Genomic DNA, 22,049 nt, shown 5'->3' with positions numbered 1-22,049 from the left:
GTTCTAGAGTGTTCTCAAAGCATGTCACATCGACATGATAACCAGTTAGGAGACACCATGTTTCGCAAAGTTGTTGTTTTAGCTCTTTTCACACCTGCGCTGGCCTTTGCCGCCGGCGGAGGAGGTTCTTCTGCCCCCAAACCGTCGGAGACCACCCAATCCTGCACCAGTGGCAAGGTTTGGGACAAGAAAACGAAATCCTGCGTTCAGGCCAGCAATGACCTGCTGGACGATGAGACGCTCTATGGCGCGGTACGGGAATTTGCCTATGCCGGCCAATATGGCCATGCGCAGATGGCGCTGGCGGCGATGTCGGATCAGACCGATGACCGCGTCCTGACCTATTGGGGATTTACCCATCGCAAGATGGGCGATGTCGCCAAGGGCATGACGTTCTACCGCGAGGCCATCGCCAAAAACCCCGCCAACATCCTGGCGCGATCCTACATGGGGCAGGCGCTGGTTGAGCAGGGTGATCTTGTTGGTGCGCGCCAGCAATACAAGGCGATTGTTGATGCGGGCGGGCAGGGAAGCTGGGCTGAAGCATCGCTCCATGAGGCGATCGCGACGGGCACGACCTACTCCTATTGAGGCGGTCCCGGCAATTGTGATCGGTGTTTGCGATCTTTTGTGGTATGATCCCTATCGACCCAACAGGAGACCAAACATGAAACTGAAAATCGCAATTGCCGCCGTTGTCATAAGTTTCGGATCCACCGCCATCGCCGGAACCGGCTGTGGCAAGGGACACAGCAAACAAGTCATGTCCTGCGCGGAAGGGTCTGTCTGGGACACCCAAAGCCAAAGCTGCGTGCCGCAAACCACCAGCTAGGTTGTAAAAAACCAAAGATTTGTGCTTCAAGCAGCCGGTTGCCGGGACCGGCTGTTTTCTGTTTGTTCTTAGATAAATTTTCACCCTTCGCGGCCTATTCTTGGCTCAGTTTCAGGAACGAGGGACCAGATGACCGATATGACACCGCTTGCCCGACTGTCGCCGCCGCAAGGGGGCGGGGCGACCGCTGCCCGGCTGACACGACGGCAAAAGGCCGCGATCGTGGTGCGTTTCCTGTTGAACGAAGGGGCGGAGGTGCCGCTGACCGACCTGCCGGAACCGCTCCAGGCGACGTTGACCACGCAGATGGGCGCGATGCGTTATGTCGACCGCTCGACGCTAGCGGATGTTGTCGCCGAGTTTGCCGGCGAGCTTGAGGCGATGGGGCTGACCTTTCCGCGTGGTGTCGCCGGGGCATTGACGGCGCTAGACGGCAAGATCAGCCCGCAGACCGCCGCGCGGCTCCGCAAGGAGGCCGGTGTGCGGCAATTCGGCGACCCCTGGCAGCAGATATGCAATGCGGGCACCGCAAACCTGATCCCGATCATCGAGAAGGAAAGTATCGAGGTGGCCGCCGTGGTCCTCTCCAAGCTGGAAGTGGCGCAGGCGGCGGAGTTGCTTGGCAAACTCCCGGGGGACAAGGCGCGGCGCATCACCTATGCGGTCTCGCAAACCGGGGCGGTGACCCCGGATGCGGTGGACCGGATCGGGCTGGCACTGGCCGCGCAATTGCATGACGTGCCGGAAACGGCATTTGACAGCGGACCTGTCGAACGTGTGGGTGAGATCCTGAACTACTCGCCGGCGGCAACCCGTGACGATGTGCTGGTCGGGCTCGATGAAACCGATCAGGATTTTGCGGCCCTCGTGCGCAAGGCGATCTTTACCTTCGCCAACATTCCGCAGCGGCTGAGCCCCACGGATGTCCCGAAAATCACCCGCGAGGTGGAGCAGGCGACATTGGTGATGGCGCTTGCCTCGGCAAGTGAGAGCGAAGGCGATATGGCCGCGGCGGGTGAATTCCTGCTTGAAAACATGTCCAAGCGGATGGGCGATGCAATCCGCGAGGAAATGGAAGAGCTGGGCAAGGTCAAGCCCAAGGACGGCGAAGATGCCATGACCGCCGTCGTCAACGCCATCCGAACCCTAGAGGCCAGCGGCGAGGTGACCCTGATCCTGCCGGAAAGCGATACCGACGACGAAGAGTGAGGGTGCGGCTCGGGCTTGGTGTTATCCCTGCGGGGGTATCGAGCCTTGAACTCTATTGTTATTTCTCACGTTCAATTGGCCTTGATCGGCTGCAAAACAAGGCCGTGTCGCTTGGTTCAAAGGGAGGGCGCGGACAGCGGGGTTAATTTGCCGTTCTGAAAGTTATTACTTTCAATGTGATAGAGTGTCGGTTGAGTTGCTGAGTTGTACATGGATGGCCTTCTCCGTGTTCAATAGATCGGCCAGATCGCGGTTGCGACGTTGATCTTTTGTACAAGTATCGGCCGCGAACCTTTCTGCCAGCAAGAGGTCACTTTTCCGGGAAGCGCGGCTTAAACCGGTCAAACCAGTGGACACCCTTCAGGTGCCGCAATAGGTTTGTGTCATGAGTGACATTGATGGACGCCGTTGGCATGATATGGGCGGTCAGACCGCTGGTCAGATTCCCATGGAAGGGCATGATTTCGCCCTCTGGGAGAAACGTGTGGATGCCCTCATGGTGCTCTGCGGTGGCAAGGGGCTATTTACCGTGGACGGCTTGCGCCGCGCTTTGGAAGACATGGGCGAAGATGCTTTCGAGAAACACACCTATTACGAACGCTGGATCGCCTCGGTAAACCAGAACCTGATCGAGGCGGGCGCCTACACGCTCGAAGAGCTGGCGGGCAAGATGGACGAGGTGGCCGCGCGCGGCGCCAGCTATGGCGAGGCGCAAGGCGATGGGTGAGCGGGTGCGCATCCGGGCCTCAATGCCGCCGGGCCATATCCGTGCGCCAGCCTATCTGCGCGGCAAGACCGGCGTGATCGAACGCAGCCTGGGTGCTTTTGGCAATCCCGAGCAATTGGCCTACGGCCATGCGGCCGACAAAAAGCAGCTTTACCGCGTGCGCTTTACCATGGCGGAGCTTTGGGGGGAGGGCGCAGAAGCGCCCAATGACACGGTGGACGCCGAGATCTATGACCATTGGCTGGAGAAAGTATAGAGGCTCATGCCGCATGACCATCACGATCACCTGAGCCCGTCGGGCCATCCGTACCGCGCTGATAATGACGGGCCGCTGACCTATTGGCAGCGGATGGAGATTGCCGTGCGCGAGTTGCTGATCGAGAAAGGCGTGGTGACGCCTGCGGAGATCAATGCGCAGATTGATGCAATGGATGCGCGCAGCCCGGCAAATGGCGCCGCGGTCGTGGCCCGCGCCTGGACGGATGCGGATTTCAAGGCGCGTCTTCTGGCTGATGCCAGTGCCGCCAGCCGAGAGATGGGCTTCGATATCGGACCGCTCAACCTGATCGCCGTGGAGAATACCGCGACGGTGCATAACCTGATCGTCTGCACCCTTTGTTCATGCTACCCGCGCAACCTGCTGGGCCTGCCGCCGGATTGGTACAAGACCCGCGAATACCGCAGCCGTGCGGTTCGGGAGCCGCGCGCCGTTCTGCGCGAATTCGGGGTCGATCTGCCGAACGATGTGCAGGTCAGGGTCCATGACAGCACGGCGGATATGCGCTACATCGTGCTGCCCGCGCGGCCCGAGGGGACCGACGTTTTGGATGAGGCGGCCTTGGCGGAGCTGGTCACGCGCGATTCAATGATTGGGACGGGGCTGCCGCGTAACCCCCAGTAATCACACCCATTTTGCCAGGGGCGGAAGGCTCATCAACACGGCATTGGCATCATGGCCGGTGGCGAGGCCGAATTTCGTACCCCGGTCATAGACGAGATTATATTCCGCATAGAGACCGCGATGGACCAGTTGCGCGTCCTTGTCGGCATCGCTCCATTCCTGCGACCGGCGCTTTTCGACCAGTGGCACGAAAGCGGGCAGGAAGGCGCGGCCGATATCCTGCGTCAGGGCGAAATCGGCCTGCCAGTCACCGCTATTGTGGTCATCCATGAATATCCCGCCCACACCCCGCCCGCGGTTTCGGTGCGGGATGTAGAAATATTCGTCGGCCCATGCTTTGAGGCGCGGATAATGCTCGGACCCATGCGGATCGAGATGCGCCTTTTGCGCGGCATGGAAATGATCGGTGTCCTCGGCATATTCGATACACGGGTTGAGGTCCGAGCCGCCGCCGAACCACCAGGCATGAGGCGTCCAGAACATGCGCGTGTTCATATGCACGGCGGGGGCGTGCGGGTTCTGCATATGCGCAACGAGCGAGATGCCCGACGCCCAGAAACGCGGATCGTCGGCAATGCCCGGCACCCCGCGGGCCGCCATGGATTTCTGCGCCGCATCACCCAGGGTGCCGTAGACCTCGGAAACATTTACGCCGACTTTCTCAAAGACACGTCCACCCCGCATCACACTCATCAACCCGCCTCCCGCATCACCGCCGTCATCGGCGCTGCGCTTGGTGGTGGTGACGTCGAACATGCCGGGGGCGCGATCGGACAAGGGGCCGCTAATGTGACTTTGTTCCAGACCTTCGAACGCCTCGACGATCTGATCGCGCAGGGTGCGAAACCATGCGGCAGCCTGTTGTTTCTCCGTGGCGAAATCTTCGGTCATGTCTGGGGTCCAATCAATGGGCGGGGGCGGCCACGGGATCAAGCAGGGTGCGGCCGCCATCGACGGTCATGATCTGCCCGGTCATGAAACCCGATGCGTCGCAGGCCAGGTATTGCGCGGCCTCGGCCAATTCCGCAGGGGAGGCGATGCGGCCAAGCGGCGTGCGATCCTCGATGTCGTCGCGAAAGTCCTTTTGCTCGCGCAGCGTGTCCTTGAGCGATGCGCTCATCACCGACCCGAAGGCCAGTGCGTTCACGCGAATGCGGTGCGGCGCCATGGCAACGGCAAGGCTGCGGGTCATCTGGTCGAGCGCGGCAGAAGACACCGAATAGGCCAGCAGATCCGGATGGGTACGGCGCGCGGCAATCGACGACAGGTTGATGATCGTACCGGCAGAGCCCTCTTCCTGATCTTCGGCCTGTTTGATCATCCGGCGAGCGACGAGCTGCGACAGGCGCAGGGCGGTAATCAGGTTCTGATTAAGCAGCATTACCACCGCATCATCGTCGGGATTGAGCGGGTCGGAGGTCACGATCTGGCGCGAGGCATTCACCAGGATATCGACCTGATCAAAGGCGTCGATGGTCGCGGAAAGAAGGTTGGCCTGGGTCAGTTTTTCGCGCAAGTCACCGGCGAAGTACCTGATATTGCTGCCATCTTCGTTTTTCTCGATCTCTTTTTTGAGCTGCTTTTCATCCATGTCCGCGAACATGACGTTGGCGCCCTGATTGGCGAAGTGGCGGCCAATCGCGAGGCCGATGCCATTTGCGCCACCGGTGACAATCGCGGTTTTGCCGGAGATCGAAAATGACATGGGCGAGACCTTTCGGGAATGATTCTGCCAAGGGCAGGCTATGCCAATTCAACGCGCCTTGCGAGATGGCCGCTGGGCGTGAAGGATTTTGAACCGATTATCGCCCGCGGCCTCGGTTACGGTCGCAAAGAGCCGGGACACGTTGGGCTCATAGGGGAGGTGCCGATTCGCGACCAGCCAGAGCTGCCCCGAGGGTTTCAGCATGGCGGCCGCGGCGGCGATAAATGCCTGTCCCAGACCAGGGTCGGCGCTCCGATCGGTGTGAAAGGGCGGATTGGTCACAACACAGTCCAGCAATTCGTCGGGCCGCCAGCGGGTGGCATCATCCCAGTGCAGGCGCAGGCGTGGATCGCTGACGTTTTGCCGGGCGCATTCAAGCGCCGCATGGTCGGCCTCGACCAGATCAAGATGTGCGACCGCTTCACGCTCCAGGATGCGGGTGCTCAGATACCCCCAACCGCCTCCCAGATCGGCAACATGGGCGCCGAGTTTGGCAGGCAGGGTATCGGCCAACAAACGCGAACCGGGATCAATCGCATCGGCGGAAAAAACACCGGGCTGTGTCACAAAACCGCCGTCGATCTGTTGCGGCGCGCCAATCGCCCAGTCGTCAAACTCGCCCGGCGGCGTCAGGGAGAAGAGTTTGCCATGCGCCTTGGACAAGGGCGGCGACACCTCGGTGCGTTTGCGGCAGTCCTTCAGGATTGATTCGACGCCATCGGTCTTGGCCCCATCCACGATGACCGGGCCGTCGGTGACATCCATCGTGCGCGCAATCAGGCCCCGCGCCAAGCGTTTTGCCCGTGGCAGAAAGACGACCGAGGCGGAGTAGCGGCCCTCGGGCAGGGTGGCGCAGGTCAGGCCGCGCGCGGAAAAGTAATCGACATCGGGTTTGAAGCCGGTCAGGACATGCAGCCGGTCGAGGGGCAGGCCGCTCAGGTCATGCACCCCGCCACGGGGTCCAAACACGGCGATACGTCCGGTGTCCGGCAGCGTGATCTCACCGGTTTCCAGAGCCAGCGATAGGCGCGCGGCGGACAAGCTATTCTTTTTCCATCGTGCATTGCAGCGGGTGTTGGTGCTGCCGCGCGAAATCCATGACCTGGGCCACCTTGGTCTCGGCAATCTCGTGGCTGAAGACGCCCACAACCGCGAGGCCCTTCTGGTGCACGGTCAACATGATATCGAAGGCCTGCGCATGGGACATGCCAAAAAACCGCTCAAGCACCGCCACGACAAATTCCATCGGGGTGTAATCGTCGTTCAAAAGCAAAACCTTATAAAGCGGTGGCCGCTTGGTCTTGGGGCGCGTTTCGACAACGACGGCACTATCCTGGTCGTCGTCGTTCTTGTTGGCCATCGTGATGAGATGTTGAATCATGTCTTTCAAAGGCGCTTTGAAACAGGTCTCGCGTGAGCGTCTATATAACCTCACCGGGGCGGGTGAAAAGGGGGCGCGGGCGCGTAACCGGGCGGTTTGAGGGAAAAGAGTTGATATTTTCCTAAATCTGCGGGGTCAGGTCCGGCGGCGGCGGACGGCTTTGGGGCGGCCTTTCCCGGGTTTTTTTGGGTTTTCCTGTTCGAGACCCAATTGGTCGCGCAGGATGCGGGGGCGGATTTCCTGCACCTCGCCGGGTTTCAACTGCCCCAGCTGAAACGGACCATAAGAGACGCGGATGAGCCGGTTCACGCTCAGGCCCACGGCTTCCATCGCGCGGCGGATCTCGCGGTTCTTGCCTTCGCGGATTGACACCGTGGCCCAGGCGTTGGCGCCTTGCTGGCGGTCCAGTGTCACGGTCATCGGCTGAAACCGCTCACCGTCGATCTCAAGCCCCTTGCGCAGAGGCTCGAACGTGTCATCGGCGGGCCGGCCCTTCACGCGCACCCGGTACTTGCGCAGCCAGCCGGTGGACGGCAGTTCCAGCTTGCGCTTGATCCCCCCGTCATTGGTCAGAAGCAGCAGACCTTCAGAATTGAGGTCAAGCCGCCCCACGCTCATCACCCGCGGCAGATCTTCGGGCAACTCATCGAAAATCGTCGTGCGCCCCTGCTCATCGCGGGTCGTGGTCACCAGGCCGGTCGGCTTGTGATAAAGCCAGAGGCGCGGCGGATCGGGATCGCCAAGCGCACGGCCATCGACGGTGATCCTGTCCTTTGCGGTCACGTTCAGCGCCGCGCGGTCGATGGTCTTGCCGTTCACGGTCACGCGGCCCGCTTCGATCATCCGCTCGGCCTCACGGCGGCTGGCGATGCCGGCGCGGGCGATGACCTTGGCGATGCGGTCGCCTTCTGGGGTTTTGGTGCTCATCGCCCCGGATTAGAGCAAAACCCGCGCTTGCGAAAGCCGAATGGAGCGGGCAAAGACGGGAACATGACGTTCAAAAGCCATATGGCCGCGGCCCTGGCGGAGGCGCAGGCCGCCGCAGAGCGAGACGAAGTGCCCGTGGGGGCGGTCCTTGTCGACCCGCAAGGGCAGGTTGTGGCGCGCGCGGGCAATCGCACGAGAGAGCTGAGCGATCCAACCGCCCATGCGGAGATTTTGGTGATCCGTGCGGCCTGCGCGGCGGCGCAAAGCGAACGGTTGCCGGGCTATGACCTCTATGTGACGCTGGAGCCCTGCGCGATGTGCGCCACGGCGATCTCGGCTGCGCGCATTGCACGGGTGTTTTACGGTGCGGCGGACCCCAAATCCGGCGGCGTGGCCCATGGTGCGCGGGTCTTTTCCCACGACCAATGCCACCATGTGCCGGAGATCTACGACAATATCTCCGCCCAGGCCTCGGAGGCGTTGCTGAAGAGCTTCTTCAAAAGGCGCCGCCCGACCTGAAGACGGGGTTTGGAATAAGATCATGCTGAAATGATGCGCACCACTCACGGAACACATTGAAGCCACGCATTTCGGGCCGGACGGCGGTTAACAACCTAGCATTGCAGCAAATTTTCAGCTATCCCCCTCTTTAGGGGGATGGAATGCAGTTACTTGAACTTGCCCGGGTCATCGAAGAAAAATGCAGTATTGAAGAGATTTGGGCAGCGTTGATTGAAGGGCTCCTGCCGCACCGGTTCGAGCATCTGATCTATGTCACCGTGGATGTGGATTTCAACGCGCCGAAACTCCTCACGACGATGCCGGAGCTCTTTATCGACAGTCCGCCGGGCGAAGACCCGTTCCTGCACTGGTGTTGTGACAGTTATGAGCCGACCCTGACCGGCGCCGAGTTTCTGCCGGATCACGATTACCTGCCCGCGGCGGCGAAGGATTTCATATTGCGCGCCAGCGAGCATGGCTTTCGCTCCGGCATTGCTTTCCCGGTTCGCCTGACCGGATCGGAGCGTTTCGGCGGCTTCAACCTCGGCTCGCGGCTGAGCCAGGTGGATTTCCGCAAGATGGTGGTGGAGAAGATCGACAGCCTGCGGTTGCTCTGCCTCGTTGCGCATCGCAGGATCGAGGAACTCAGCCGCCCGCCGCCAGAGGCCGTGCCCGGGTTCCGGGAATTGATGGTCGCCCCTGCCGGGCAGGCGGGCCTTTTGGACGACCTGACCCCGCGCGAACGCGAAGTGCTATTCCTGATTGCGCAGGGCTTTTCACGCAAGGAATGCGCGCGGATGTGCACGATCTCGGTCAATACCGTGTCGGAATACGCCAAGAAGGCCTATGGCAAGCTCGGCCTGCGCAATCGCGCGGAAGCGGCGGCGCTTCTGGCGACGCGGCCCGATCTGAAGCCCTGAAGCTCAGATTTCGATTGCCTGCATCACCTCTGGTTCGATCACATTCACATTGGGCAGGGCGGCGACGAGCGCCTCGGCCGATTGTTCAAGGATCGGGAAGGTCTTGTAATGGCACGGGATCAGCGTCTTGAAATCGAAAAACTCCTTGGCCGCATAGGCGGCGCGACGCATGTCCATGGTGAAATGACCACCCGCACAAAGGATGCCGATATCGGGCGCGTGCAGGTCGTTGAACACTTTCATATCGGCCATCACGTCGGTGTCGCCGGAGACATAGATCGTGTGCCCTTCGGCGGCGATCATGTAGCCACATTCGGTCCCCGGCACCTCTGGGCCGGACGGACCTGCGACGCTTGATGAATGGGTGGCATGCACCATCGTCACCTTGACACCAATCAGATCGACCGTGCCGCCCTTGTTGAAGCCCACGGTTTCGATCTTCTGGCTCTCTTCCCAATGGGACATCAGGTCATATTGGCCGACCACGGGCACACCCTGTTCCTTGGCCACGTTCAGCACATCCGCCACATGGTCGAAATGCGCATGGGTGAGCAGGATATGCGTGACGCCCTTTGTCGCCGCGGAATGGTTCTCTTCGGGCAGCATCGGGTTGCCGTTCAGCCATGGATCCACCAGCAGGACCTGCCCGCCGATCTCGATCCTGAAAGACGCATGCCCCAGCCAGATGATTTTCATGATGCCCTCCTCCCGGTCAATTCTGATGGCAGCCTAGCACGTCTGCCGCCCGCGAAAAGAGGCGGATGCAAAAAGGCCCGCAAGCATCTGCCGCGGGCCGCTCGCCAATTTGGATGTGCAGATCAGCTTCGTGGCTTGCGCCGGGTCATTGCCATCCCGCCGAGCCCGGCCAGCAAGAGCCAAGCGGAAGCGGGCAGGGGGATAACTGCGGCGACATCGCCGGTCACTTCGACCGCGTAGCCGGTGCCACCTCCGTGATCCTCACGCAGGACCTGCAGGAAGCTGATGCCGGAGCCGAGATTGCCGATGCTGACGGTAAACTCACCGGCCGTTGCCCCGCCGGGGCGCAGGTGACCGCCAAGGAAGGTGCCGTTGAGCCAGACAAAGATGCCGTTATCAACCCCGAAACTTGCCATCACATTGTTGAAGCCATTCGCGCCGCCGTCGATCTGGTAGATGATCGCGGTCTCGCTGTTGACCGCCCAGGTCGCTGGGATGCCAACGGGACCAGCCGACCATGAACCACCCGGTACCGCCGGGTTGGTCAGCCAATTGCCGAGCGATCCCGATGCCGCGGACAAATCGGGTTCGTTTGCCGCCGGGATGTCGAGGACCGGATCGCCGCCAGACGAATTCTCGGTGGGGAACATGAAGTTGCCGCCAAACGGGTTGGTGCCATCGAGGGACTGACCGATGCCGCTGTTGTAAAGTCCGGTTGTCGTGCCATTGATCAGCGTTGCCGCTTGTGCCGCACCGGATGTTGCCAACGCAAACGCCAGTGCGCAGAAAGTCTTTTTCAAATTCATCAGAGTGCCTCGCTAAACAATTGGTTGAGCAATGTGATATCAAAGTCGCCCTAGGGTTTATCACGGATTGATTTCAGTTTCAAATTCACAGGGTTCAGGGCGGGGTGCATCGCGTTGCAAGCCACGCTTGCAGGTCGGCGCGGCTGAGGCTAAACCCGGCTAAATCCTGCGACGGAGACATTCATGACGATCGACACAGATACCGCCGCCAAGGTGGCAAAGCTGGCCCGCATCCGCGTCGAAGAAGACGCGCTGCCGGCGCTGGCCCAGGAATTCAACAATATCCTCGGGTTCATTGAGCAGCTCAACGAGGTCGATGTCGAAGGTGTCGAGCCGATGGTCAGTGTCACACCGATGCGCCTCAAGCGGCGCGTGGATGTGGTCAATGATGGGGATCAGCAGGGCAAGGTCCTGTCAAACGCGCCCGATGCGCGTGAAGGGTTCTTTGCGGTGCCGAAGGTGGTCGAATAATGTCTGAACTGAACAAACTGACGATTGCTGAAGCGCGCGGCAAGCTGCGCGGTGGCGAGATCACCAGCGCCGAGCTGACCACCGCTTGTCTCGAGCAGATCGACGGCGCGGGCGCTTTGGGTGCCTTTGTCCATCACACGCCTGACCTCGCGATGGAGCAGGCCAAGGCCGCGGATGCGCGGATCAAATCCGGGGATGCGCCGTCGATGTGCGGTATCCCCTTGGGCATCAAGGATCTTTTTTGTACCAAGGGCGTGCCGAGCCAGGCCGCCAGCGCGATCCTGAACGGGTTCAAGCCGGAATACGAATCCACCGTGTCGCAGAACCTTTTTGATGCCGGCTCGGTCATGCTGGGCAAGCTCAACATGGACGAGTTTGCCATGGGTTCGTCGAACGAGACCAGCACCTATGGCAATGCCGTGAACCCTTGGCGTCGCGGCAACGAAGACGCCGCGCTGACGCCCGGCGGGTCTTCGGGCGGCTCTGCCAGCGCCGTGGCGGCTGACCTTTGCCTGGGGGCGACGGGTACGGATACCGGCGGGTCGATCCGTCAACCCGCGGCCTTTGTCGGCATCACCGGCATCAAGCCCACCTATGGCCGTTGCTCACGCTGGGGCATCGTGGCCTTTGCCTCGTCGCTGGATCAGGCCGGTCCGATGACGAAATCCGTCCGCGATGCGGCGATCATGCTTGAGGCGATGTGCGGGCATGACCCGAAGGATTCGACCTCTGCCGAGCTGCCGGTGCCGGATTTCGAGGCGATGCTGACCGGCGACATCAAGGGCAAGGTCATCGGCATCCCGCGCGAATACCGCATGGAGGGCATGCCCGAAGAGATCGAGAAGCTCTGGGCCGATGGCACCGACATGCTGCGGGACGCGGGCGCCGAGATCCGCGATATCTCGTTGCCGCATACCAAATACGCGCTGCCCGCCTATTACGTGATCGCGCCAGCCGAGGCGTCTTCGAACCTCGCGCGCTATGACGGGGTGCGCTATGGCCACCGCGCCAAGCTGGCCCAGGGCGACGGCGTCACCGAGATGTACGAGAAAACCCGCGCCGAAGGCTTCGGTCCCGAGGTGCAGCGCCGCGTGATGATCGGCACCTACGTGCTCTCTGCGGGCTTTTACGACGCCTATTACAACCGCGCCCGCAAGGTTCGTGCGCTCATCAAGAAAGACTTCGAGGATGTCTTTGCCGAGGGGGTCGATGCGATCCTGACCCCGGCCACGCCGTCCTCGGCCTTTGGCCTGGGCGAAATGGCGGATGCTGATCCGGTGCAGATGTACCTCAACGACGTCTTTACAGTCACGGTCAACCTGGCGGGCCTGCCGGGGATCAGCGTGCCGGCCGGTCTCGACAAGCGCGGGCTGCCCCTGGGGCTGCAACTGATCGGCCGTCCATGGGAAGAGGGCGATCTGCTGAATTGTGCTTATGCCCTTGAGGGGGCCGCCGGTTTTGTAGCCAAACCTGAAAAATGGTGGTAAAAAATCCGCCAAAACAAGAGAGCGGCAGGATAAGCAGATGCGTTTTTTGATGATTACCGTCGCAGGTGTGGCATTGGCCGCCTGTAGCCCCCCGGTTCCAGATAGCGGGCAGGGTGTGGGCTTTGGCAACTACGAAGAGTATCAGCGACAGCAGCGCGCCCGGGATGCGCAATTGCAGGGCAGCGCGCTGCCGCCTGCCACCGCCGTCTCGGAGGAGACGCTTGGACCGGGTCAGGTTGTGGCCTCGGATGACGGGTCGGATCTGGCAGCGCAGACGCAAGCGGCCCTTGGTGGTGGCACGACCGGCGGCACCGCGCAGGTGAATACCGCAACGCCGCAACCCGAGGCCGTTGCCAGCACAGGCATCTCGCAGGAGAACAATTTTGACGCGGTGGGCGCGCAGCGGTCGATCGAAAGCGACGCCGCGAAAATCGCGCAGAACCGGGCGCAGTACAAGGTGATCGAGGCCGAGGCCCTGCCGAAACGCACCGGCGGCGAAGGCCCAAACATCGTTGACTATGCGCTGGCCACCAAACACCCCCTGGGGACGCAGGTCTATCGCCGGATCGGCGTCAACCTCGAAGGCAAGGCCGCGCGCAACTGCGCCAAATACGCCTCACCCGACAAGGCACAAAGCGCGTTTCTGGCCAAGGGTGGACCGCAGCGTGACCGGTTGGGCCTTGATCCCGATGGCGACGGGTTCGCCTGTAGCTGGGATCCCGGCCCGTTCCGCAAGGCTGTCGGCGGCTGATCGGGGGCAGGATTTGCCCGACATCGAACAATATCCCTCACCCAATTGCGGCGCGCGGCGCGATGGTGCCCGCCCGGACATGATTGTCCTGCACTACACGGCCATGGCAACCGCAGAGGCCGCGCGTGATCGTCTTTGCGATCCTGAAGCGGAGGTCTCCTCGCATTACCTGATCGCGGAGAATGGCCATATCTGGCAACTCGTCCCCGAAGAACAGCGCGCGTGGCACGCGGGCGCGGGCCAATGGGGGGATGTGAGCGATGTGAATTCCCGCTCGATCGGGATCGAATTGGCAAACCGTGGTGATCATCCGTTCTCTGAGCCGCAGATGGCGGCGTTGGAGCGTCTGATGGCTCAGATCATGATGCGCTGGTCCATTGTGCCGGAGCGGGTGATCGGCCATTCCGACATGGCAATCGGTCGAAAATCCGACCCCGGCCCGCGGTTCGATTGGCAGCGCCTGGCGCTGCAGGGCCTGGCCGTCTGGCCTGAGAGTGGCGCTTGCGCGGGGGATTTCGCAACCGATGCCCGCGCCTTTGGGTATCCTTCTGTTGGCGCAGTGGACGAGCTACTGGCAGCCGTGCGGCTGCGGTTCCGGCCCTGGGCTAAAGGTCCGTTGGACGAGCAGGACAGAGCGTTGATGCATGATCTGGCCAGCCGCTATCCCGTTGACCGAAAGGCCTTTACCGCCTAAACCGGCGCGGCGCGGAGGGCCGGATGGCCGCCTCGGGCAAACCACTTGTGGTTCACCCTGGGAGGAAAGTCCGGACTCCACAAGGCAACGGTGCCGGGTAACGCCCGGCCGGGGCAACCCGAGGGAAAGCGCCACAGAAATCAGACCGCCCCCGTCAGGGGGGTAAGGGTGAAACGGTGGGGTAAGAGCCCACCGCGCGGCTGGCAACAGGCGCGGCACGGCAAGCCCCACCGGGAGCAATGCCAAATAGGGACCGCATGCGGGCATGGTCGGGCAACCGATACCGCCGCAGGCCGCCTTGGCCCGGCGGTCCGGGTTGGCAGCTAGAGGTGCTTTGGCAACAGGGCATCAAGATGAATGGCCATCCAGAGGGGGCAACCCCTTGGACAGAATCCGGCTTACAGGCCCTCCGCGCTTTTTCCGTTCAAGGTTCCCTCATTGGATCGCGGAAGGGCTTTGGGCGGTGGCTTGGAATTCCCCGTGCGGAATCATGGCCGAAGGCCGCTGCGCGATCGCCAGACCGCCCTTACGGGCTGACGATTTGGATATCTTGCGCACCGCTCTGGGGTCATTCGGACTTGGCAGGAACAAAGCGCGCTCCACGACCGGTGGGCGCCATCCCGCGGTCTGGCCATCGCGCCGCTCGGAGTTTAGGGGCGGCCCGGCGATGCGCGGCGGCTCCGCCTTGTTTCCACGCTGTGGTGAAATTCGGAATGCTCGCTCCGGATTGAAATTTCCCAAATTCACCTCTTCCTGGCGAAACCCTCACCCAGCAGGGCCAGCGCCATAGTCCAGATCCGGATTTGGTACGGCAAGATAATTCTCCGCCGGGATATCGACCAGCCCGCGCAAGCCAAGAACAGCACGGTCAGCGTCGTCGAGCGCGGCGATGGCCGCCGTCACCGCCTCGAATGTCGCCTGCCTGTCCGCGCTTTTGTTGGCGATATAGGGCAGGCCGGGGGTGGGATCGGTCCATTCGAGAACCCGTAGATTGCCTGCGAAATGCTCGTATTTCTGCATCAACCGCCAACTTACTGCATCAAGCGCGGCGATATCTGCAGTCCCCTCGGCCACGGCCCGGGCCGACATCAGGTGACCGTGGCTCTGCCAAAGGTTCGAAAACCAGAAGCCGCGTGGTTTCAGGTGGTTATAGGGCGCAGCAAACCCCGATTGCGAGAAGGTCTGGTTATACGCAAAGACCGCGCCCGCGAAATCCTCGACCCGTGTGCGCGCATCATCGGCACGGATGACGAAGGCGCTGCGGTAGAAACCGGGCGGGCAGTCATCCAACCCGAAATCCGGCGTGCCGATCAGCCTGACCCTGTCGTGCAGCCAGAGGCGGAAGGGCATGCCGCAGGTCTGGCTGAGCACAAGGTTGGGCGCGGTCCAGACGCTGAACTCTTCGGCCTCCTGCGCCAAGGTTTCCGGGCTGTCGATACCGCGACGCGCCAACTCCTGGCGGATCATCTGCCAATAGCGGCCTTGCGCTTCGGCAAGTTCGGGGCGGGCATACATCATCAGGCTGGCAATCATCAAAAGCACCTCATCTCTGCCTCTGCTGCGCAACTTGCCGCGAACCGCCCACCAATTGCAAACGGCCACATCTCGGGGACAGCATTTCGCAGGTCAAACACCGAAAGCTGGTTGACTCGGGGGCCGCGGTGGGTAAAAGGCGGGTTCAAGATTTTCACGGGCCGTTTTGTCGTGCCCGACGCAGGAGCACTATCATGGCGAAGCCGACCACAATCAAGATCCGCCTGAACTCGACCGCAGGCACTGGCCACTTCTACGTGACCAAGAAAAACGCGCGCACCATGACCGAAAAAATGGTCGTCCGTAAGTACGACCCGGTTGTGCGCAAGCATGTCGAATACAAGGAAGGCAAGATCAAGTAAGATCGCCCACCTATTGCTTTTACGAAAAGCCGCGCCTCCGAGCGCGGTTTTTTGATTCCGGCCCCCGGACATAAGGTCGGGCGCCGCCAAGACTGCGCCGCGGGGTCTTCGACCGGGGCGTTGCCGCTTTGCTATCTCGGGTTGCAAAATTGTTTTGTAATTCTCGGGTTCTTTGTTACGCTTGCGCCGTTCTAATATTCTTTTTGCTGCATTTTTTTAGCGGCGCGTAAATTTTTTGTATGTCTTGGCGTGGGGTGTTTGATGTCGACGTTCGACGAAGCACGTATTGGAAAAAAAGGTGTTCGTACTGATTGGATTGACTTGCGTGACCAGCATTATATGCCCAATCTCTCAGTTCTGCGGTCGTCTATTTCGATGGACGCGATGTTGCTTTGCGACGACGAAAGCCTTGAGCGTACCAATCCCCGCAAGCCACAGCGTATCCCCATTTTCGGCGTCCGCGATCAGGGCGAAAGCGGCCGGTGCGTGGGGTATGCCCTCGCCAATCTGATCGACATTCAAAGCAATCTGCAGAAACTTCGGCAGTTTCACGCCGAGGTCATCGATGATGTCGACAGCAATGACGAGATGACCGAGGAGGAGAAGGCCAAGGAGGAGGCGCAGCGCCTTGAGCGCAGGGCGAAACGGAACCGCCAAGACATCGTGAGCGCCGATATGCTCTACCGGATGGCATTCTTTCATGACCGCTATCCCGACCTCGAAGATGAGACCACACCGACCTGCGAAGGCATCCGCACCCTTAGATCGGCCATCAAGGGGTTTTATCACCACGGTGTGTGTCTTGATTGGCCCGAAGATTCGCCACCGGAGGAGCCCGGACGCTGGCAGAGCGAGTGCTATTCGCTCGAAACACCGGACAAGGGGCTGAAATTTCCGCGGGTGGAGCAGGCGAAGATGGCCCGCAATATCGGCCTCGGAGCCTACTTCCGCCTGTCCTCGGTGCTCAACCACTTTCATGCCGCCCTGAACGATGCCGAGGCGGTCCTGGCCAGTGCCAACATCCACAGCGGCTGGTTGCAGGCGACGCCTGAGAACGGTGGGGTCATCCCCTGGCCGTGGGAGGGGGGCAAGGTCGGCACCCACGCTTTTGTCATCGTGGGATATGACCGTGACGGTTTTCACGTGCTCAATAGCTGGGGGCCGGAGTGGGGCGGTTACAAGGGGCAGGCCGGTATTGCGCTTTGGTCCTACAAGGACTGGGCGCAGAATGTCGTCGATAGCTGGGTATTGCGGCTTGGCGTGCATGCGCCCGATGCTTTTGGCGCCTCGATCGGCGAAAAGGGCACGAAGGGCATCACCAGCCGCGTGCAGGTCGGCTCGACCCCGTGTTCCGAGCTTGTGGGCCACTACATGCATCTCGATGACGGATTTCACGTTGTCACCGGATCGTATCCGGCGTTCAAGAATGGCTGGGAAAAGACCCACAAATACCTGATGGGTAACACCGACCCGACCGCCGCGGTCGGCAAGGATGAAAAGACTTATCGCGGCATCCTGGTCTGGATCCCCGGAAGCCTTGAGGGGATCAAGCCCGCCTTTGCCTCGGCGGTGCAGCGTAAGAACCAGATCAAGGCGGTTGGCCTCTACCCCTACACGATTTTCTGGTGCAACAACTTCGTCGAGAAGTCGATGGAGGTGATGAAGGTCATCTTCGACAGTTGCGAGGCGCAGGCCGGATCGGATGCGGCGCATCTCGACGAGTTGATCGAGAGCCGGGTGAGGGGGGTTGGCCGGGCCTTCTGGCGCGACATCGAACTCGGCGCTCGCCGTGCGCTCCGCGGCACCGGCGAATTGCCGTTCGAGCCCGATGAAGAAGACAAGCTGTCCCGCATCAAGAAGGGATTTGTCGGGACGTTCCTGAAGGATCTGATGGATCTGAAGGACGAGACGGGATGTGAAATCCACGTAGTCGCCGAAGGCGCGGGCGCGTTGATCGTGCATGAAATGCTCGCCCTTGTGCATGACGATGCCGAGAACCTGAAAAACGCGCGCGACTGTACCTGCGACGGCAAAAAGGGCGCTCCATACGATTCCCTTTTCGACGGCCGCGAGGCAAAGGATTATTTCGATACGCTGCACCTGATCCATCCCGCGATTGGCATGCCGCGCGCCAAAAAACGCCTGCAACCGTTCGTCAACGACCTGAACGGGCAGACCTTCGAATTCACCGCGGACGCGCCGGGGGACGATGACACGACCGATCCCCCCGCCGTGCAGCCGATGATCGCGTCCGACAATTTTCGGCGCGCGCGGATATACCTGCCGACCAGGGCCCTGGAAGAGCGCATCAGCTTTGGTGTCTATGGCAAGTCGATCCTGCACCTGGTGTCGCGCTCTTTTGAAGACCGCTATGCGCCGCCGTCGGGCGACAAGGATGACGACATCCCGATCTTCCGCCCCGTCAGGACATTCCTCGGCATGGCCAGCGTTGTCGATCACGAGCATTTCAATGCGGGCGATGCCGTCTACCTCCTCGACAGCGTGGCCTCGCAAAAACACGACCTCGACCGCGTCCCGCAGGATCTTCTGACCAGCGACAGTACGATCATCGACGCGATCTATGACAGCATCCGTACCTACCAAAAAAAAAATAGTTGAATCTGAAAGGGAAATTGCAATGCCCAAAATTACCGTTGAACAATTGATGTCCAAAATGGCCGATCTCGGGGCCGATGAAAGCGAACTGTCGGAATACTTTATCGAGGATGAAGAAAACTCCGGCGCCTTTGCGCCCCAGTTCAAGCTCAATCCGGCAACGGTTCAGATCCCGCGCGGAGCGGATGCGGCGCATCGCACGGCGATGGCGATGAACACCGCCAACTGGTTTGCCCGGATGCACCGCGAAGGCCGGTACCGCAAGAAGCTCGACCTGGGCTATGACGGGCCAATCATCGTGTCCGAAGGTGACAGCTGGTTCCAGTATCCTGTGCGCTTGAAGGATACGATCGACCACCTGATGGATACCTATGCGGTCTACTCACTTGGCGCTGCGGGGGACCTGCTCAAGCGGATGGCCGACAAGCAGGAATATGTCTCGGCCCTGCGCAACACGGGCGCGGATATCCTGCTCCTCTCCGGGGGGGGCAATGACCTTGTGGCCGGTGGTGCGCTTGCGTCCCACCTCGAAGAGTTCGACGCGGACCTGGCACCAGCGGATTATCTGCTGCCCTCGTTCCAGCGCCTTCTTGACGACGCGCTCAAGCATTACGGCCGTATGTTCCGGCAGGTGCATGACATCTTCCCGCATGTCAGTGTCCTGTGCCACGGTTATGACTACCCGGTACCGAACAAGGACAAGTGGCTCGGCAAACCGATGGAATCGCGCGGCATCCGCGACCGCGGTTTGCAGAAAGAGATTGCCAAATGCATGATGGATCAGTTCAACCGCCGTCTGCGGCGGCTGGCAAAGTCCAACCCGCATGTCACCTATATCGACTGCCGTGGGGTGGTGGGCGATCACCGTTGGTATGACGGGCTGCACCCGACCAATGAAGGTTACGGCGATGTCGCCAAGAAGTTCGCCCGTGAGATCCGCAAGATCGCCAACGCGCGCAGTGGCCCCCCGGTGGTGATCAGCGGCCCGTTCGGCTCGGCGGGGGAATTGACCCGCTCGATGCAGGCACCCGCCGTCATTGCCGGTGGTGAGGCCAAGGGCATGTCCCTCCATGTCGGGGTGAACCTGGTCGATCCGGATCAGTATGGCGGTTGGGACGGTGAATTGAAGGCCTGCGAGGCCGATGCCCACGCGATGCAGGCCATTGCCGAGGCCGAGGGGTTCAAGCCGGAAACCCTGCTGACCACGGATGCCACGCGCAAAAACGTCGTGGCCGAAATCGAGCGCGCCGCGGCCGAGCTTCAGGCCGGGGACATGTTCCTTTTCACCGTGTCGGGCCATGGCGGGCGTCTGCCGGATTTCAACCAGGACGAAGACCATGATGATGACAGCCAGCGGATGGATGAAACGCTTTGTCTTTATGACCTGCAGATCGCGGATGACGAGATCTACATGCTCTGGACCAAGTTCCGCCCCGGTGTCCGGGTTCTGATGGTGCCCGACACATGTCATTCCGGGTCCATGGCCAAGTTCGGCCCGACAACGCCATCGACGCTCTGGGGGCGTGAGGTCGATATGGGGCCGACAGTGCGGGCGATGCCCCTGCATGTCGAAGATGCGGCCTGGCGGGCGAACGAAGAGATCTATCGCCAGACCTCGAAATCCTACGCCGCGATCAAGGAAAGCGTCATGACCTCGCCGCTATCGACCCCGATCCGGGCGTCGGTTCTGAACCTAGGCGCGTGCATGGACGAGCAATTTGCGATGGATGGCCCCCAGAATGGCGCGTTCACCGGCGCCTTGCTGCAGGTCTGGGACAATGGCCGGTTCAACGGCGATTACCGCGAATTCCGCAGCCGGATTGACACCACCATCGGCAGCGGGAGCCAGACGCCGCAGCTCTTTGACAAGCTCATCAGCGATCCCGATTTCGTCTCGCACCGGCCCTTTACCCTGCAAGCCGCGGGTCAGGGCGCATCGCGACCCCGCCCAGTTGTGGGCGCCAGCGGCATTTCGCTCCACAAGGACGCGGAGGTACCGGCCGATGACGGGGGCGAGGGGGATGAGCGCGACATGCTGCCCGATGCCGAGGTGCAGGCGATCTTTGCCGCCAAGTCACGCGGCGCCGGGGTCCGCAGCACGTCTGCGGCGCTGAACTGGTCGGATTACGCGGATTTCGACGCCTTTATCACATCACTGGGGCTCAAGAACTTCTCGACCGACGAGTTCCTGATCCTGGGTGGCGGGCACAACACGCCCGGTGGCCAGTGCCAGGGCAAGAACACCTATCCGCCGCGGCATCTTTGGACCAACATGGCGCAGACGGCCCATGTGGTGGACGAATTGCGCGACCGCATTGGCAAACCGATTGCGATCACCAACGCGTATCGCTCACCTGCCTATAACGTCTGCATCGGCGGCGCGTCGGCCAGTCAGCACACGCAGTTCCGCGCCCTTGATTTCACCGTTTCGGGAATGCCCGCCAAGGAGGTGGCGCAGGCCCTCCGGTGGTTGCGCGACAAGGAAGGGTTCTTCAAGGGGGGCATCGGGCGCTACAACAGTTTCACCCATGTGGATACCCGTGGCCACAATGCGACCTGGCCACCCGCGTTCAAGAATTCCTCGGGGCCGTCTTCGTCGCCGTTGCGCCCCCGCGCGCCGCGGAACATGACCGAACGCATGGCCGCGCTGAATTCGATCGAACTGGCGGCGCCGCGCAAGACCCGTGGCGCCAAAACCGGCGGCTCGGCCTTTGCCGAGGCGATCAGCCGCTCGGGCGATACGTTCAACCCGCATTCCGACATCGCCACGCATCAGCAATCGTTGCAGGCAGCGGTCAGCGCCTCCAGCGTGATTTCCTTTGTCGAAAACCTGACCCCGGGGCAGAAGGAAGACGTGCTTCTCTCGACGCTCTTCGCGCAACGGGCCGCCGATGCCAAGGCCGACCCGGTCAAGGAGCGCGAGGCCTGGTACGCGGTCTATATGGACATTCTGAGCCTTCTGGGCTGGGCGCGGGAATCGCAGCCCTTCGAGTCAAGCCACAAGATGCAAGGCAGCGGCAGTTTCGATCAGGTGATCCTGGCGACACTGGCCCAGGTGGCCACCGGCAATCAGTTCAAGATCGTCGAAAGCGCGATCGAGGCGTTGCGCGGGCTGGCAGATGGCGATGGCAAGATCAAGCTGTTTGACTTCGAGACGTCCTCCACCACCGGCGGAAACTTCCAGATCGGCAGCGCCGAGGCGTCAGGTGGGGTCATCAGCATGGCCCTGGGTGCGTTCAATTTCACCTACAAGGATCGCAAGCAGAACATTCTCTTCGTGTCCTGGGGTAAAAACGAGCTCGATTACTGGCTCTCTGCCCAGAAAATGGCACTCAGCCCCCAAATCTATCAGGACGTGCGGGAGCTGGTGAAAACCAAACTGGCCGATACACGTAAAACCCTGATTGCCGATATTGATATCGGTTAGGCGGCAAAGAACCAGCCTCGAAACCGGGTGAAGCATCTGGTTTCGGGGCATTTTTGGAGCGAGAAGCGCCTGCCGGGGCGGAGTTGCGAAAAACTAGAGACAT

23 protein-coding genes and 1 other RNA gene are annotated in these 22,049 nt (G+C 61.2%); 16 read left to right on the top strand and 8 right to left on the bottom strand.

All coding sequences use genetic code 11. The features are described from left to right. Positions 1-57 precede the first annotated feature (57 nt). The 6 genes from RBB29_RS18795 (at position 58) to nthA (ending at position 3,669) form a co-directional block, all read left to right on the top strand. Positions 58-591 (top strand): tetratricopeptide repeat protein, encoded by a 534-nt coding sequence (locus RBB29_RS18795; RefSeq protein ID WP_306115909.1) that lies wholly within the window; start codon positions 58-60, stop codon positions 589-591. Positions 592-667: 76 nt separating this feature from the next. Next, a complete protein-coding gene (locus tag RBB29_RS18790; protein ID WP_306115910.1) occupies positions 668-832 on the top strand; it encodes a hypothetical protein in 165 nt (54 codons plus the stop codon). Between the two features lie 129 nt (positions 833-961). Continuing rightward, positions 962-2,041 carry a flagellar motor switch protein FliG gene (locus RBB29_RS18785; protein WP_306115911.1) on the top strand — a complete coding sequence of 360 codons (1,080 nt, stop codon included), beginning with the start codon at positions 962-964 and terminating at the stop codon, positions 2,039-2,041. 385 nt (positions 2,042-2,426) lie between these two features. Then, complete coding sequence (locus RBB29_RS18780; RefSeq protein WP_306115912.1) at positions 2,427-2,768, top strand: SH3-like domain-containing protein; 342 nt, start codon at positions 2,427-2,429, stop codon at positions 2,766-2,768. Next, positions 2,743-3,024: an SH3-like domain-containing protein gene (locus RBB29_RS18775; protein WP_306115913.1), complete on the top strand. Its 282-nt coding sequence runs from the start codon at positions 2,743-2,745 to the stop codon at positions 3,022-3,024. The genes RBB29_RS18780 and RBB29_RS18775 overlap by 26 nt, the downstream gene beginning before the upstream one ends. A 6-nt stretch (positions 3,025-3,030) precedes the next feature. Continuing rightward, positions 3,031-3,669 carry a nitrile hydratase subunit alpha gene (nthA, locus tag RBB29_RS18770; protein WP_306115914.1) on the top strand — a complete coding sequence of 213 codons (639 nt, stop codon included), beginning with the start codon at positions 3,031-3,033 and terminating at the stop codon, positions 3,667-3,669. Here nthA and hemF read toward each other — a convergent pair whose 3' ends face one another. The 5 genes from hemF to RBB29_RS18745 form a co-directional block, all read right to left on the bottom strand. Next, positions 3,670-4,560 (bottom strand): oxygen-dependent coproporphyrinogen oxidase, encoded by an 891-nt coding sequence (hemF, locus tag RBB29_RS18765; RefSeq protein ID WP_306115915.1) that lies wholly within the window; start codon positions 4,558-4,560, stop codon positions 3,670-3,672. Positions 4,561-4,573: 13 nt separating this feature from the next. After that, a complete protein-coding gene (locus RBB29_RS18760) occupies positions 4,574-5,374 on the bottom strand; it encodes an SDR family NAD(P)-dependent oxidoreductase (RefSeq protein ID WP_306115916.1) in 801 nt (266 codons plus the stop codon). A gap of 48 nt (positions 5,375-5,422) precedes the next feature. Beyond that, positions 5,423-6,415 carry a class I SAM-dependent methyltransferase gene (locus RBB29_RS18755; RefSeq protein WP_306115917.1) on the bottom strand — a complete coding sequence of 331 codons (993 nt, stop codon included), beginning with the start codon at positions 6,413-6,415 and terminating at the stop codon, positions 5,423-5,425. Position 6,416: 1 nt separating this feature from the next. Then, on the bottom strand, positions 6,417-6,755 hold the full coding sequence (gene clpS / locus RBB29_RS18750; protein WP_306115918.1) for an ATP-dependent Clp protease adapter ClpS: 339 nt from the start codon (positions 6,753-6,755) through the stop codon (positions 6,417-6,419). Between the two features lie 135 nt (positions 6,756-6,890). Further along, positions 6,891-7,682 carry a pseudouridine synthase gene (locus tag RBB29_RS18745; protein ID WP_306115919.1) on the bottom strand — a complete coding sequence of 264 codons (792 nt, stop codon included), beginning with the start codon at positions 7,680-7,682 and terminating at the stop codon, positions 6,891-6,893. A gap of 63 nt (positions 7,683-7,745) precedes the next feature. On the opposite strand from RBB29_RS18745, the gene RBB29_RS18740 reads away from it, so the two are divergent. Both RBB29_RS18740 and RBB29_RS18735 read left to right on the top strand, forming a co-directional pair. Further along, positions 7,746-8,201: a nucleoside deaminase gene (locus RBB29_RS18740; RefSeq protein WP_306115920.1), complete on the top strand. Its 456-nt coding sequence runs from the start codon at positions 7,746-7,748 to the stop codon at positions 8,199-8,201. A gap of 143 nt (positions 8,202-8,344) precedes the next feature. Further along, positions 8,345-9,103, top strand: coding sequence for a LuxR family transcriptional regulator (locus RBB29_RS18735; protein ID WP_306115921.1), 759 nt, complete (start codon positions 8,345-8,347; stop codon positions 9,101-9,103). Between the two features lie 3 nt (positions 9,104-9,106). On the opposite strand, the gene RBB29_RS18730 is transcribed toward RBB29_RS18735, so the two are convergent. Together RBB29_RS18730 and RBB29_RS18725 are read right to left on the bottom strand one after the other, a co-directional pair. Next, on the bottom strand, positions 9,107-9,799 hold the full coding sequence (locus tag RBB29_RS18730; RefSeq protein WP_306115922.1) for a metal-dependent hydrolase: 693 nt from the start codon (positions 9,797-9,799) through the stop codon (positions 9,107-9,109). Between the two features lie 122 nt (positions 9,800-9,921). After that, on the bottom strand, positions 9,922-10,605 hold the full coding sequence (locus RBB29_RS18725) for a VPLPA-CTERM sorting domain-containing protein (protein ID WP_306115923.1): 684 nt from the start codon (positions 10,603-10,605) through the stop codon (positions 9,922-9,924). Positions 10,606-10,788: 183 nt separating this feature from the next. Between RBB29_RS18725 and gatC the strand changes: the two genes are divergently transcribed. The 5 genes from gatC (at position 10,789) to rnpB (ending at position 14,425) form a co-directional block, all read left to right on the top strand. Next, positions 10,789-11,076, top strand: a complete 288-nt coding sequence (gene gatC, locus RBB29_RS18720) for an Asp-tRNA(Asn)/Glu-tRNA(Gln) amidotransferase subunit GatC (protein ID WP_306115924.1) — start codon at positions 10,789-10,791, stop codon at positions 11,074-11,076. Then, positions 11,076-12,563: an Asp-tRNA(Asn)/Glu-tRNA(Gln) amidotransferase subunit GatA gene (gene gatA / locus RBB29_RS18715; protein ID WP_306115925.1), complete on the top strand. Its 1,488-nt coding sequence runs from the start codon at positions 11,076-11,078 to the stop codon at positions 12,561-12,563. Before gatC ends, gatA begins: the two co-directional genes overlap by 1 nt. 37 nt (positions 12,564-12,600) lie before the next feature. Further along, positions 12,601-13,314 (top strand): hypothetical protein, encoded by a 714-nt coding sequence (locus RBB29_RS18710; RefSeq protein WP_306115926.1) that lies wholly within the window; start codon positions 12,601-12,603, stop codon positions 13,312-13,314. Positions 13,315-13,327: 13 nt separating this feature from the next. Continuing rightward, entirely contained in the window at positions 13,328-14,008 is a 681-nt protein-coding gene (locus RBB29_RS18705) for an N-acetylmuramoyl-L-alanine amidase (protein ID WP_371931523.1), read from the top strand. 11 nt (positions 14,009-14,019) lie between these two features. Further along, positions 14,020-14,425, top strand: an RNA gene (rnpB, locus tag RBB29_RS18700) — RNase P RNA component class A. Between the two features lie 348 nt (positions 14,426-14,773). On the opposite strand, the gene RBB29_RS18695 is transcribed toward rnpB, so the two are convergent. Then, positions 14,774-15,541 carry a phosphate/phosphite/phosphonate ABC transporter substrate-binding protein gene (locus RBB29_RS18695; protein ID WP_306115927.1) on the bottom strand — a complete coding sequence of 256 codons (768 nt, stop codon included), beginning with the start codon at positions 15,539-15,541 and terminating at the stop codon, positions 14,774-14,776. Positions 15,542-15,735: 194 nt separating this feature from the next. Here RBB29_RS18695 and rpmG point away from each other — a divergent pair, with 194 nt between their 5' ends. From rpmG to RBB29_RS18680, 3 genes are all read left to right on the top strand, one after another. Continuing rightward, complete coding sequence (gene rpmG / locus RBB29_RS18690) at positions 15,736-15,903, top strand: 50S ribosomal protein L33 (RefSeq protein WP_007814563.1); 168 nt, start codon at positions 15,736-15,738, stop codon at positions 15,901-15,903. Between the two features lie 339 nt (positions 15,904-16,242). Further along, entirely contained in the window at positions 16,243-18,522 is a 2,280-nt protein-coding gene (locus RBB29_RS18685; protein WP_306115928.1) for a C1 family peptidase, read from the top strand. A gap of 19 nt (positions 18,523-18,541) precedes the next feature. Next, positions 18,542-21,946: a D-Ala-D-Ala carboxypeptidase family metallohydrolase gene (locus tag RBB29_RS18680; protein WP_306115929.1), complete on the top strand. Its 3,405-nt coding sequence runs from the start codon at positions 18,542-18,544 to the stop codon at positions 21,944-21,946. Positions 21,947-22,049: the final 103 nt, after the last annotated feature.

The sequence above is a fragment of the Roseovarius sp. MMSF_3359 genome (assembly GCF_030733385.1).
GTDB lineage: Bacteria > Pseudomonadota > Alphaproteobacteria > Rhodobacterales > Rhodobacteraceae > Roseovarius.
The sequence above is the reverse complement of the archived record's forward strand: the minus strand, read 5'-3'. Positions and strand labels throughout refer to the sequence as shown.